This window comes from Desulfitobacterium sp. (assembly GCF_034927245.1).
In the GTDB taxonomy this organism is placed as follows: domain Bacteria; phylum Bacillota; class Desulfitobacteriia; order Desulfitobacteriales; family Desulfitobacteriaceae; genus Desulfitobacterium_A.
In genome coordinates, this window is record NZ_JAYFQK010000054.1 from 38984 (window position 1) to 50726 (window position 11743).

At 40.5% G+C, this 11743-nt stretch carries 16 protein-coding genes; 4 read left to right on the forward strand and 12 right to left on the reverse strand.

The features are described from left to right. Positions 1-71: 71 nt before the first annotated feature. The 4 genes from VB077_RS13495 to VB077_RS13510 all read right to left on the reverse strand — a co-directional run bounded on the left by VB077_RS13495 (position 72) and on the right by VB077_RS13510 (position 2670). Positions 72-233: a hypothetical protein gene (locus VB077_RS13495; RefSeq protein ID WP_323415773.1), complete on the reverse strand. Its 162-nt coding sequence runs from the start codon at positions 231-233 to the stop codon at positions 72-74. A 38-nt stretch (positions 234-271) separates the two neighbouring features. After that, positions 272-1027 carry a hypothetical protein gene (locus VB077_RS13500; RefSeq protein WP_323415774.1) on the reverse strand — a complete coding sequence of 252 codons (756 nt, stop codon included), beginning with the start codon at positions 1025-1027 and terminating at the stop codon, positions 272-274. Positions 1028-1038: 11 nt separating this feature from the next. Beyond that, positions 1039-1248 (reverse strand): hypothetical protein, encoded by a 210-nt coding sequence (locus VB077_RS13505; protein WP_323415775.1) that lies wholly within the window; start codon positions 1246-1248, stop codon positions 1039-1041. 294 nt (positions 1249-1542) lie between these two features. Beyond that, a complete protein-coding gene (locus VB077_RS13510) occupies positions 1543-2670 on the reverse strand; it encodes a M20/M25/M40 family metallo-hydrolase (protein ID WP_323415776.1) in 1128 nt (375 codons plus the stop codon). 260 nt (positions 2671-2930) lie between these two features. Here VB077_RS13510 and VB077_RS13515 point away from each other — a divergent pair, with 260 nt between their 5' ends. After that, positions 2931-3863, forward strand: a complete 933-nt coding sequence (locus VB077_RS13515) for a DUF2935 domain-containing protein (protein ID WP_323415777.1) — start codon at positions 2931-2933, stop codon at positions 3861-3863. Between the two features lie 36 nt (positions 3864-3899). Here VB077_RS13515 and VB077_RS13520 read toward each other — a convergent pair whose 3' ends face one another. From VB077_RS13520 to VB077_RS13550, 7 genes are all read right to left on the reverse strand, one after another. Then, the gene (locus VB077_RS13520) at positions 3900-4532 is read right to left on the reverse strand and encodes a hypothetical protein (protein ID WP_323415778.1); all 633 of its coding nucleotides are present in this window, start codon (positions 4530-4532) and stop codon (positions 3900-3902) included. A 121-nt stretch (positions 4533-4653) separates the two neighbouring features. Next, positions 4654-4848, reverse strand: coding sequence for a hypothetical protein (locus VB077_RS13525; protein WP_323415779.1), 195 nt, complete (start codon positions 4846-4848; stop codon positions 4654-4656). A 142-nt stretch (positions 4849-4990) separates the two neighbouring features. Next, complete coding sequence (locus tag VB077_RS13530) at positions 4991-5404, reverse strand: PIN domain-containing protein (RefSeq protein WP_323415780.1); 414 nt, start codon at positions 5402-5404, stop codon at positions 4991-4993. Further along, positions 5388-5615, reverse strand: coding sequence for a type II toxin-antitoxin system prevent-host-death family antitoxin (locus VB077_RS13535; protein ID WP_323415781.1), 228 nt, complete (start codon positions 5613-5615; stop codon positions 5388-5390). Before VB077_RS13535 ends, VB077_RS13530 begins: the two co-directional genes overlap by 17 nt. Positions 5616-5732: 117 nt before the next feature. Then, a complete protein-coding gene (locus VB077_RS13540; RefSeq protein ID WP_323415782.1) occupies positions 5733-6212 on the reverse strand; it encodes a DUF6530 family protein in 480 nt (159 codons plus the stop codon). Between the two features lie 432 nt (positions 6213-6644). After that, positions 6645-8102, reverse strand: a complete 1458-nt coding sequence (locus VB077_RS13545; RefSeq protein WP_323415783.1) for a cbb3-type cytochrome c oxidase subunit I — start codon at positions 8100-8102, stop codon at positions 6645-6647. Next, complete coding sequence (locus VB077_RS13550) at positions 8099-8494, reverse strand: c-type cytochrome (protein ID WP_323415784.1); 396 nt, start codon at positions 8492-8494, stop codon at positions 8099-8101. Before VB077_RS13550 ends, VB077_RS13545 begins: the two co-directional genes overlap by 4 nt. Positions 8495-8727: 233 nt before the next feature. On the opposite strand from VB077_RS13550, the gene VB077_RS13555 reads away from it, so the two are divergent. Beyond that, the gene (locus VB077_RS13555; protein ID WP_323415785.1) at positions 8728-9954 is read left to right on the forward strand and encodes an MFS transporter; all 1227 of its coding nucleotides are present in this window, start codon (positions 8728-8730) and stop codon (positions 9952-9954) included. A 214-nt stretch (positions 9955-10168) separates the two neighbouring features. Here the strand turns inward: VB077_RS13555 and VB077_RS13560 are convergent, their stop codons facing one another. Then, positions 10169-10597, reverse strand: coding sequence for a DUF2730 family protein (locus VB077_RS13560; protein ID WP_323415786.1), 429 nt, complete (start codon positions 10595-10597; stop codon positions 10169-10171). A gap of 61 nt (positions 10598-10658) precedes the next feature. On the opposite strand from VB077_RS13560, the gene VB077_RS13565 reads away from it, so the two are divergent. Then, positions 10659-10844 carry a hypothetical protein gene (locus VB077_RS13565; RefSeq protein ID WP_323415787.1) on the forward strand — a complete coding sequence of 62 codons (186 nt, stop codon included), beginning with the start codon at positions 10659-10661 and terminating at the stop codon, positions 10842-10844. A gap of 93 nt (positions 10845-10937) precedes the next feature. Continuing rightward, a complete protein-coding gene (locus VB077_RS13570; protein ID WP_323415788.1) occupies positions 10938-11621 on the forward strand; it encodes an AAA family ATPase in 684 nt (227 codons plus the stop codon). Positions 11622-11743 lie beyond the last annotated feature (122 nt).

Sequence of the window (11743 nt, forward strand, 5' to 3'; positions counted from 1 at the left end):
AAAATCCCCAAGGAACATTTCCGGCTTCGTGGTTTGAGGGACCAATTTATAGCATCGCACTACCATTACCATTACCATAATAAATGTTGTTCCTTGTTGTCTACCACTTGCTTTAGTGCTGTAATAATGTAAACGATCACGATAAAGGCAATAATGGATACCATGGGAGCAAAATAGGCGAATGGTTGACCCCCTAATGTGGTTCCATGTGCCCAAAGCTCCCATAACCCCATGCGAAACAACTCCTTCCTATACCAATTTTGAATTTATATTATTTTCTTAATCCGTTTTTCATTTGAGTAACGACCTCTTCACGTGCGGTTAGAGCGAAATGATAGATAGTACCCGTAAAAAAGAGACCCACAGAAAGAAACATCACGGCTATCTGTAACGGAAACGGAGTGTATAGATCCATAAACCGTATCAGGCTAAATACGATATCATTTGGGTCCAAGGCTTGTTTCATACTTATTTCCACGTGCCGCAAATCAATCGTAAGAAAACCTAAGGTAACATGATCATCGTAGATTGGGTAAAATATTGACATTTTGGGAGTTAAACTAAAAGGGTCTAAGGATTTAGTGAAAGAAACACCGGACTCCTCGGATACTGTTGTAGCCTGAATAAGCTTATTTGCCCCGTCCGTAATGACAAGACCAAAGGACGAAAACATAGCCAATAACACCAGAGGAAAAGGTGGTCTTATATCAAGAATTTTGAACATCAAATAAATAGTTTCGTTGGGTTCAATCTGCTGTCGCCAAAAGATACTAACCTGACGCAGCCCTAAAAACTTTAACCCGATAGCACTATAAGGAGGGATTATAAACCAAAAAATAATTGAACTTGGGCAAAGTTTAAAAGGATCTAGCCGGTTGCGAAACCACTTTCTGGCATACTCAAGCATGGCGGAATAATATCGTTCCATAAACTTAGATTGTTCATAAACAGACTTAAATAGGGGTGGGCGGGTGCCATATCTCTTTAAATATTCCTGCAGAAAAGCATTTAGATTTGTACTCGGCAAAGCCCCACCTCCTAAAACCGCTCCAAAATCCATTTCGCGGATTTTTCAATGGCTCCTTCCGAATAACCAACTGTGCTTAAAATGAGCCACGTCCAAAACAGTGTATTTATGATTGCTATCAAAGTAGGGACAGGTAACCAGATACCCCAAAACTTTGTGTTTTGGGGAACTGTAGTCGTGTCGCTTAATGTGTTACCGGTCATAGTCGAATTCCAAGGCATACAAAGCTCCCCTTAAGAGATAAGAATCACCGAACAGATTCATAGTTGCGGAATATTACGGCACCCAATATCATCGAGATAATAAAAGAACCTGCTAGCCAAATAATCCAATAACTTTGAATCAACCACAGGGCACCATCATTCCACATCACAAAAGTCCCTCCATTACTACTCCATATTATTCCTCGTTAGGAAAAGTTGTGAAGGACATTAGCGAAGGGCATTGGGGTCAGACCCCAATGCCCTAATCTTTTCTTCAAATAAATCTTTTTGAACAGGCCCTTAAAGAATTCTTTAGGTTGTTTTTTGCTCACCTGTCTGTCGGATTAATTCAATGGCCAATTCTGTCGTTTTATAAAGATCTTCCATCATTATATATTCCTCAGTTGTATGTATTTTCTGTGTGCCTATGCCTAAGACAGCACATGGAATACCATAGGAGTTATAGTAATTTGCATCACTTCCACCACCTGTTGCTTTTAAAACAGGTTCCCATCCGAGTTTACGCATTGCAGCCTGAGCAATTGATATTATGGGCATATCTACGGTAAGTTCATAGGGTTTATACGCATTCTGCACCGTTACCTGAGATTTTCCACCCAGTTCATGAACCGCACGCTCGAATATGTCTTTGATTTTGTCGGATATTGCTTGTAGCTCGGTTAGATTATGGCTCCGGGTCTCTCCTTTAATCGTTACCGTTTCCGGCACAATATTTGTGGCAATACCACCGTTGATTATACCGATGTTTGCCGTAGTTATCTCATTAATTCGACCATTAGGAATCTCAGATAAAGCTTTTGCCGCCAATATAACCGCGTTAAGTCCTTTTTCAGGTTCAATTCCGGCATGTGCCGATCGCCCAAATACTTTAAAGACTAAACTATTTTCACCGGGAGCTTTAGTGATAATCTTTCCGGGGGAACCACTTGAATCAAATACATAGCCCAAATTGGCATGGAGTAGTGATCTATCGATGTGGTTGGCTCCGGAACCGTCTTCCTCGGCGACGGAAAAGACGACCTGTATTTCACCGTGGGGTATGTTCTGTTCCCTAACATTCCTTAAAGCCTCCAAAATCGAAGCTAACCCAGCTTTGTCATCGCCACCCAAAACTGTATTTCCGGAAGATCGAATCATTCCATCACTTACAATTGGGTTAACCCCACGGCAAGGCTCAACGTTGTCCATGTGGGCCGATAACATAAGTACGGGGGCCTGTGGCATCGTCGAAGGCAGGGTAGCGATGAGATTACCACAGTTACCGCCAATGGATTGTCCTGCATTATCTTCTACAACTTTTAGTCCTATCGCATTAAGTTTAACCTTAAGAACCTCGGCAATTTCCCTCTCAGCCAAGGACGGGCTTGAAATGCGCACCAATTCGAGAAATTCATTTAAGATTCGGTCTTGATTGACCATATTGAACACCCCTTTAATTTAGCTTCCCGCTTATCATTCCCGAGAACAAAGTCTTTTAAGCTAAGGTAGGGTTAATTGTCCCTCAAATACAGGAGAATCGGCTCTGACAAAGTAAAAATAAGTTTGTTCAGTAAATTAACCAAGCGGGAGTTATACCATATAATGGCATAACTCCCGCTTGGCATTCGGCGAAACTCTCGCGAATATACCGTGAGAGATGAGTGTAATTGGCAGTATACGCATTAAAAAGGGGTGTGCATATGACGACGATTCCCATGACGGAATACTATATTCAAAAATCCCTTGAGCTTAATCTTTTCTGGATAAGGATCATCAAAGAACATTTTATTTTCATGCAAGCCAATTTAATGTGCCAAGATGTTCCGTATATCCAACAGACCGAAGAATTTAAAAGTCAGTTTGAAGGCTTTCTACATGAAACAATTTGTTTGGCTAATGGTCTTATCGGTTCTGAGGTATTATTATCCGGGGAATTATTGACAGATAAAACATTATCGGCAGAACGTAAAACTGTAGAATTAACCGGGATCAAGATTGGAATTCCGATCACTGTTGAGGAGTGTAATTTAACGCCAGGGACCCTGCCCATGCCGGGATTGAGTCCTGAACTTGCAGCCAATATTTCTTCTTTAAATGAGAGAATTATAACCTGTGCCTGTTCTGTTGCTGAATTTATGGAGAAAGTGTATCAAGATGTTATCCATTGTCGTTTATACACCACAAAGTTACCGTCCATTTATGCCCATCAACGTCGTGAAACGCTTAATTATATTAAACTTTTGCGACGGTTACAGAATCATCAACGGCTTGATCCTCAATTTATAATCGTCGAAGAAGAAATGTTTTGGAACTATAATATGATGGTACATGCTGAAGCGATGAGGCAACTTTTGGATTTCTCCGAACAGGCCATGATAAAAAAAGCCAATGATTTCGCCCAGCGCTTTCACAATTTGGTTAGCAAGTTTCGTGATGATGCCAAGCCGCCGGTTGGCTTAAAGCAAATCACGAGTGAAAGTCGGCGTGCAACAGTGGCTATCCGTGATTTCAAAGCAACAAGTACAGATAGGATACTTGAGTGCCAACTTAAAGGGGTTATGTCCGCTTTGCTTACGGACCATCTTTTGAGAGAGACAAATTATTACCTTCGCATACTCAATGCCAAAGTCTAAAATTAAAAAGTTTAAAATTAAGGTCAAGAAATGCTTTTATTTTGTAATGCTGACGTCGATTTTGCCAATGGACGGGTTGCCTGTGAGGGTTAGGTGTGCATCACCAAAAGTATGGTCAATGTTCAAACGGGTCGGATTGCTCTTGTATTGACTGAGTAGATTGGCTGCAAGATAAGTCTCGATGCCCGTTTCATCTTTTGGGTCGATCAATGTTCCTATATAATCGTTCGCCAGTGCTTTAGCGGCCATTATAGCTGACGGATTGCCATGCAACAAAGCTTGTTTATCGATGCCGCGGAAATCCAATTTCTTCAGATCGACCTTGGCATCTATTATTTCCTTACCATCTTTTTGCTGTGTGACTGTCAATAGTACCGCATTGTCCTTAGAGGTGCTAGTTAGTACCTGATCCTGATCAGCGTTGCTTGTTACCGTTGCGCTGTTAAATTTACCCGTATCTGAGAGCGATTTTTCAGCTTGTGAAATCGTATTGACCTCGATATTCCCTTTGCCTGTCGCTAGCCTTATCGTATTATAGTTTGTTGCGAAAAGAATTCCTACCAGGATGATGAGGCAAAAAATGGTGCCGAAGAATATTTTGAACGCCTTACCATGCCTTTTCTTATTCTCTAGGCCATATGATAAATATGAATTTTTGTAACTGCTCATTGCTCTATTATTCTCCTTTAAAAACCTATTAATTACACGGGTATCATGAATTCTGTTCATTATACCATAGACAAACGCAGCTATGATCTGGAACATATCTCCAAATACCGTAAAAGGATACTTAGAATTCAATCGTTACCATTCCACCGCCCTTGGCCGGAAAATTCGTTATGTTAAGGGAACCACCATGCTGCCTGACAATCGAATCGGCAAGCTTTAAATTATTTTTTGCCCGGGAAAATAGAACGGCCTGTACCCATGCGGTCTTTTTACATGCAAGCAGTTCAATGCTTTTACAGCCTTTAAAATAAGTCATTCCGTCCAAATGTAAACAAAAAAGGGTAGAGTCAGGATTCCATTGAAGTGAGATCCACTCTACCCCTTTATTCTTAAAGGACTTCGGACACTTTTCGGTTTAATTTTTCTCTTCTTTTTTCTCCTCTTCACGATAAAAGTTTTTAAACATAATGAGCAAAAAAGTCATCTGGGGTGATTGCAGCAATAGGTGATTCGTTAAAACCTTTCGGATTACGAGTTATGATCAACTCAATCCTTTTACGTTTTGCACAGGTTGCTATCAAGGCGTCTTCATAGTCTTCCATAGGAAGCATAAGTGCCTTTTCACAATCATTTTGGGTAACATCGAGGATTTTAAATAAGCTAAAAAGATTCGAAAGGGCTTGTTTCACCTGATGTATATCATGAAGATGCTTGTTAAGCAAATAATAAATATCCGTTACAGAACTAGCCGTGATAGACGCATTAAGCTTATCCTCTGCAACCATAATAAAGAGTTTTTCGGCGAGGACGTTAAATGGGGCCCGACTCATCAATGCATCGAGTACAACGTTGGTGTCAATCAATACGTTCATCTTTACTTAAACGCTCCTCCCTTGCTTTCTCTAAAGAAGCTTCGCCCGGAAGGATGCCGAATAATGATTTTGCCGTTTCAATTTTGTCCTCGGTTGCCGAAGTTAATTTGGCTACTTTTTTACCATTCTTTGTGATTATAATTTCCTCTTCATCCACCATCGTAAGATACTTCCCTATATTAGTCTTGAATTCAGTTGCAGTAATCAGCATTAGGATTCTCCCCCTTATAACGTAATCCCGATAATATCGAACAATATTATTATAGCATAATCGCACCAAATCTATAATATGATTATGTGCGATTATGCTATGCAAAATAAGATTATTCTAGTAGCCCATTTCCTTTAATAAACGAGACAATACGCGAAGCCGTTCTCCAATCATTTCACCATCATCGCTTAGCGCCTGTGAAAACAATTGAATATCTTCATCAATCAAGGGATTATCCGTGCAAACTGATACACTCATGGCATCGCCTTGCAACCCGATACGGTCAATCAAAGTCTTATTAGGGTCATATAATTTCGGGAAACGATAGGCTTCCTGAAAATACAAGCTGCTCCTGCAAATTAAAATAGCAAGGTCAAGGACGCGGTGCATTGGCAGTTCCTCGGATTGGCGAGACCACTTTTCCCCAGTGTAACGCCATACTTTAGCCGAAATATCAAGTTTCCCCCGATCGTTCCACTGTGCAAGTCCCAGTGACAGTCCTTTGGCATCCGTCTTGTATGCCTTGCGGCCATCAATATTTTCGTAGTTTTCCGAAACGATAACAGGTTTATGCTTTAAAGTTGTTGGTATTTTCATGGCTAATCCTCCTCGTATGTTATACCCATTCAGTAATTTACTAAACTACTAGATGCAGTGTAACCCATTCGAAATTTCATGTCAATAAATTATCGCTTTCCTCTTTGATCCATGATCATTCCGGTGGTAGCTAAGTCTTTAGACTAAGAATATTATGTAATATAATGGAAAATGAGGATACCCTTATGCTAATATTTGGTTGCGGTGTTGCCATAGTCTTTGTTTCTGTTCTTATGCTTATTGCTTTGGGTATTGTATTTTAATTGAAATCAAGCGGGCACAGATTGAAGAATCAGTCTGTGCCCGCTTTTAGAATTAAATTTCCAGGGATAATTAAAGAACGCCGTATATAACTTTCCGTTGTTAAGGTGCTTTTCATTTTTTACTCTGTGGAAATATCGGGGTCACCATCTTGTTTGACTGTTTTTGGGGTCAGACCCCGGACCCCCTAGGATCTCTTCCATCCTCCCTCGTCCGCCACCAAGCTTTTATGATTCGCCAACCCAGGAGTAGGTTTCCGACTGTATAAAAGACTCCACCCGCCATACGTGTAAACAAATAGGGTTGAATCAAGCGAATGACCTGTATAAAATCCATTTCTAAAACCCGCCATAAATAGACTTGCAGGAAGCCTGCAGCAAGAAGTGCTGACCCCATCGTCATGACTCCTGCATTCAAAAAAAGAACACCAACAATACCCCACTGATAGCTTTTTCGTGAAAGTACTGTACCATGACTTAAAATAGCGAAGGATCCGGCCAGAACAAGAAACCCCATTACTCCAAATAACGCTAAATGGGCATGTCCGGATGTAATATAAGTCCCATGAGAGTAAAGATTAATCCAAGGAATCGCCATCGTCATTCCGAGCATTGAAGCACCTGCTAAATGATAAAATAAACTACTCAAAATCATCCAAAGTGTTAACTTCTTCGTTCGATCCATCGGACGATGTTTTTTTAACCCTTTATAGGTTAAATGAGCAAGCATTCCTACAGGTATCAATTGCATAACACTAAAGACAACCCCAATCAGTAACCAAATTGCCGGAAACCCGATCCAGTAATAATGATGTCCGGTACCAAACAGTCCCCCGCTCACTGCCAAAATGGCTTCGAGATAAAGCCATCTCTCCATATCCTTCTTCTCAGCCAATCCTGAATCAATGAAAAAGGAAACAATAAAGCCACTCGTTATTAGTTCGAAGGCCATTTCCTCCCAAAGATGCACTACCCAATATTTCACCGCCTCATCGGCAACAGGGTTAGTATAATTGAGAAGATTAGGAAGGAGCAACAGACAGAGAAAAATCATGCCACCCGTCATAATCGCGGACGAAGGGGTTAGGCGCTGTTTATTCTTCCTCAGGGTTTGGATAAGATTGTATGCTCCGAGAAGGATGGCTACAGAGATTCCGGCATAAAACATCGGTAGGCCATCAAGAAACTCCCTGCCATTTCCGATACGTAAGGCGAGCGTTCCTAATAATCCCGCTGTTGACAACGAGACAATCCAGAATTGATAACGCGCTAGTTTAAGCGAATAAAGGTCTGCATTCAAGGCTTCAACCGTATAAAAATAGATCATTCCCATCGTGCCGATCAAAGGCCAGCAAGTCGCCAAGCCGAGGTGAACGGAACGTCCATATTCATAGGGTACCGGAGAAGGCAAATCAGGGATGACGAGCGCTGCTGCTCCTAAAATAGCCACAAAGCCTTGAATCATAAAGAGAATACACGCTAAAAGCGAATATCTGCGAGAAAGCGTTTGCCCCTGAAATTGCTTTCTAAAGTTCTCTTTCTCTGAAGTATTCTGGTTATCCTGATTGCCCTTTTTTCGTTTCGAAAGTCGAGAAAGAATAAATCCTAAAGCCGTCTGATTGAGTTTCATGACCCCTTTTCCGCCTTATATGGCTGCGGCGGCCAGCCCAAAGTTGGAATTTTATCGACATATTCAAAGTACTGCACAATTTGCTTTGCTTCTGAGCCGGATAAACCGGGATGGTGTATTATTTCATTGGGAGGTATTACCGGAGGTTTGTTCAGGTAATCAAGTATATATTCCTGCCCGCGTTGATTAACGATATGGGTCAAATCCCTGCCAACATAGCCCCCATTGCCAAAAAGAGTATGACAACTGACACAATTGTGCTTTTGCCACACTCGTTTTCCGGAGATTGCGTCTTCACTCATGGGGTCTTTAAGCTGTGAGGAAAAGTAATTCGCCCCAACAAAGATTCCAAAGGAAACCAGGCTAATCCAAATAAATGCTTTCAGCTTCACAGCGCTTCATCCCATTCCGTTTTCGGCTCGATCCATGTAAGCTGTAGTATGTACGGTTTAACCGTTATCTATTACGTCTGAAAGTTTCAAAAAGTAATTGAAATTTTGGTCTGGAAAGCGGACAATAGTTTTAATCCAATTTTGAGGGGGAAAAGGGGAATGGGTACTGTCTCAGTGGTCGATGAAAAACAAGTTATGCGAAAATATCCAAGAAAGTTCTCCCATTTATTTTTTTGCTTTATATTATAGCAATGATTGATCGAGTAAACGTTGGATTTGCGGCCTTAACAATGAATAAGGAATTGGGAATTGGAGCTTCGACATTCGGATTGATCGCCGGGATTTTCTTTATCGCTTATTTTCTCTTTGAAGTTCCCAGCAATGTGATCATGTACAAAGTTGGAGCAAGAACCTGGATTGCCAGGATTCTCATTACTTGGGGAATGGTTGTTGTAGGAGAAGGGTTTATTCGAAATGCTTTTCAACTCGGCGTCTTACGTGTGATCTTAGGTATTGCTGAGGCGGGCTTTTATCCGGCGATGATTTTATATATTACTTACTGGTTTCCGGGCAAGCATTTAGCCCGTGCCGTATCCTACTTTATGCTGGCAGTATGCGGTTCGAACATAATCGGCGGGCCCATTTCAACCTGGATTATGGACAACGTTCATTGGTTGGGAATGTCGGGCTGGCGCTGGGTTTATATTTTAGAGGGGGTGCCGGCAGTAATTTTAGGTATAATTACAGTATTGATTATGGTTGATAAACCGGAAAAGGCTAAGTTTTTGACCCCAGAAGAGAAGGGCTGGCTGCTTAATGAACTTAAAAAAGAACAGAAGGTTAAAGAAAAAAAGGCTCATAGCTCAACATCATATTGGGCGGCTTTTAAAGAGCCTCGAGTTTGGCATATGGGACTTTGTTATATGGCTTATGTCATGGCTCTGTACGGAGTCGGCTTTTGGATGCCTCAAATGATTAAAGGATTATCCAAGGTTCTGACGTCAACGCAAGTGGGTTTGCTCAGCGCTGTTCCTTATATCGTGGCCTCCATTGTTATGCTGCTGGTAGCGCGTCATTCAGACAAAACAAATGAAAGACGTTTCCATGTGGCTCTGCCAATTCTCATGACTTTTGCTGGTTTAGTTGCCTTAACAATGACCGCGAATCTATTCTGGTCGATGATCTGGCTCACGATTGCTCTTTCGGGAGTTTATGCGTTTGGAGGGACCTTCTGGAGCATTCCTAATTTGAGCTTAAGTGCTGCAAGTGCAGCAGTGGGGATCGCGATCATTAACTCTGTAGGTAATTTAGGTGGTTTTATAGGCCCTTATCTCGTTGGCTGGCTGCTCGATTGGACAGGTTCAACGAATGCGGGAATGTATCTGTTGGCAGGTTGTGCTTTAGCAGAGACTTTTTTAATTCTCGCCATTCCGAAGAGATTAGTAACGCCTCCCGCATAAACATAGTACCTAGATGTCACCTCATGGATAGATTCTTCACTTCGTTCAGAATGACAGGCCTCTTTATTCGAGGGTCATTGTGGAGTCGGGCCATTGTGGAGTCTGACACCGAAATAGGGGGTTACAATAGCGATAGGATTCCCCAAATAGGGGGTTAGGGGCAACAAAAGCCGGTAGATGCAAGTGTGCATCACCGACTTTTGTGTAGTAAAAACTATTCTACTTTCTTGAGCTGGACCAGATCATCACCGTGAATTGCTTTATCAAGATTATGTTTAGTTTCAGTTCTGAACTCTAACAGACCGGCAGTTTGCTCTTCTATCGAGTTGATCTTTCTTTTAGCCTCTTTGACATCAGCTTTTATTTCAGTCACATCTATTTGTAAAGTACTCATATCTTTTTGTAAACTACTTACATCTGTTTGTAGATGACTTACATCTTTTTGTAAACTGCTTACATCTGTTTGTAGATGACTTACATCTTTTTGCAAATTACTTACATCTATTTGTAGATGACCTACTTCTTCTTGTAAATTATTAACATTATCTTGTAGATTACTTACGCCTTTTTTTAAATGACTTACGTCTTTTTGCAGATTGCCTAATTGCTCTAATACAAGCCTTTGAAATTCCTCAGTTTGCATCAACGATCCCCCCTCTAGCAATTATATTAGGCTTATCACATCCTTAGCTTGGACGCTTGTTTTGATTATATCATATGGTCCCGGTTTTGGCTTCTGTAATCCGAAGCAGATCCTCAGGCTTGGCCGGGATCTGAAGGCCGCGCATGCCGGCACTGATGGCAAGTTCATCCAAAAGCTCCGCCGTTTTATCGGGGAATATCGAGTATCTACTCCGGTATTTTCCGTTGCTATTTTAGAGGAATATTAAGGTGATATGTTGAATGAAAATGTTGTAGCTTTTTCCTTTTTTGGTAGTTTTCCTATAGTCAACTTATTAAAATTCTTTAAAGAGGGATTGTTTATGATAGAAAAGATCGAACTTGAGAAATATAGGTGTTTTAGAAATTCAAAAATGGCGATTAGAAATTTATCGATTATTGTCGGGAAAAATAACTCAGGCAAATCGAGTTTTATTGAAGCACTTAGAATAATAGCTATGGCTACAAAAAAATGTACTAATACTTTATACACCTATCCACCAGAATCTCTTGGTTTACCAAGATATATTAAAGGATTTAGATTGCAAGTTGATCGCTTGAAAATTGATTTGCGATCCATAATTTACTATTACTCAGCTGATGTAGCAAAAATCATTGCAACATTTGATGATAAAAATAAAATAATAATATATCTTAATGACAAGATAGCATTTGCAACAATACTGGATAAAGAGAATAAATTAGTTACTTCAAGGTCAAAAGCAATAACACTTAATATTAAAGCAATAAGTATTCTTCCCCAAATTGGATTAATCAAAGAAAATGAAAAGCTCCTTACGGAAAATACAATTACTGGGGACATGGATACATATTTATCTTCTAGACATTTTAGGAATGAAATGCTACTTTTCAAAAAAGAATTCTTTAGTAAATTCAAAGAAGTTGCCGAAAACACATGGCCAGGCCTCAGAATAAGAAATATTGAATATGACAGTACTATGAGTGATTATATAAGTTTATTTATTGAATGTGACCGCGTACGCTAAATGGCGGTGAAAGACTTAGCGCCAAAGGCGCTGATACAAAATGGTGATAATGCAGGAAAAATGACGATAAACGGAGAAAGCCATCCCTTGTAAAAAATGCAAGGAGATGGCTTCTTCATCTT